The organism is Deinococcus rhizophilus (genome assembly GCF_030271215.1).
Lineage (GTDB): Bacteria > Deinococcota > Deinococci > Deinococcales > Deinococcaceae > Deinococcus > Deinococcus rhizophilus.
The window spans coordinates 2,117-3,110 of the sequence record NZ_JASNGB010000256.1 but is presented as its reverse complement, the minus strand read 5'-3'; the positions used below and the strand labels follow the sequence as shown (position 1 = coordinate 3,110).

Here is a 994-nt window from a genome sequence, read left to right as displayed (position 1 = left end):
GTCCGGCCCCTCGCGGACCTCGGCGTGCGCCTGCCAGTCGCCTCGCTCGCCGAGGCCGAGGCCCTGCCCGCCCATGCCCGCGCCCACCTCAAGGTCGATACCGGCATGAACCGCCTGGGGGCGAGGCCGGAGCAAGCCGTGGAAATCGGCCGCCGCCTCGCCGAGCGGGGACTGCTGGAGGGCGTTTACACCCACTTCGCCACCGCCGACGAACCGGACCTGTCCTTCGCGCAGGAGCAACTCGCCCGGTTTCAGCGCGTGCTGGAAGCACTTCCCCCGGTGCTCGCGCACGCGGCGAACGGGGGCGGGGTGCTGAGTTTCGGGCCGCTGCCGGGCATGGGGCTGGCCCGGCCCGGCCTCGCCGCCTACGGGTACGCGCCGCCCCACCTGCGCGGCCGCGCCCCGCTGACCCCGGTGATGACCCTGCGGGCACGGGTCACCCACGTCCACACCGCCCACGCGGGCGAGAGCGTGAGCTACGGCGGCCTGTGGCGGGCGACCCGCGAGACCACGGTGGCGACTGTCGGCGTGGGCTACGCGGACGGCTATCCCCGGAGCGCGACCGGACGGGCCGAGGTCCTCGTCGCGGGCGAGCGCCGCCCGGTGCTGGGACGCATCTGCATGGACCAGCTGATGGTGGACGTGACCGGGCTGCCCGTCCGGGTGGGCGACTGGGCCGAGGTCTGGGGCGCGGGCGAGATCACCGTCTCGGAGGTGGCGGCCTGGGGAGGAACCGTCGAATACGAGGTGCTGACCGGGGTGGGAGCGCGGGTGGAGCGCCGGGCCGCGCCGTAGGGATCAGTCCAGCGGAGCCGCCGCCCCCCGCGCCGCCTCCACGCTGGCGTACCCCCCCACGAACAGGGCGACGCGCAGCTCGTGGACAAAGCCCGCCAGCCAGGCCTCGGCGGCCTCGGCGCTTTCCAGCGCGGGCTCCAGCAGGGGCCGGGCCACGGCCACCACCTGCGCCCCCAGCGCCAGGGCGCGGGCCGCGTCC

General features: G+C 76.2%; 1 protein-coding gene and 1 pseudogene. One reads left to right on the top strand and one right to left on the bottom strand.

The genetic code is table 11. The features are described from left to right. Nucleotides 1-795, top strand: a 795-nt coding sequence (gene alr / locus QOL99_RS16180; RefSeq protein WP_285525324.1) for an alanine racemase, incomplete at its 5' end; no start/stop codon positions are given. 3 nt (nt 796-798) lie between these two features. On the opposite strand, the pseudogene QOL99_RS16175 reads toward alr, so the two are convergent. Then, a pseudogene (locus QOL99_RS16175) lies at nt 799-994 on the bottom strand (type 2 isopentenyl-diphosphate Delta-isomerase); the annotation flags it as partial.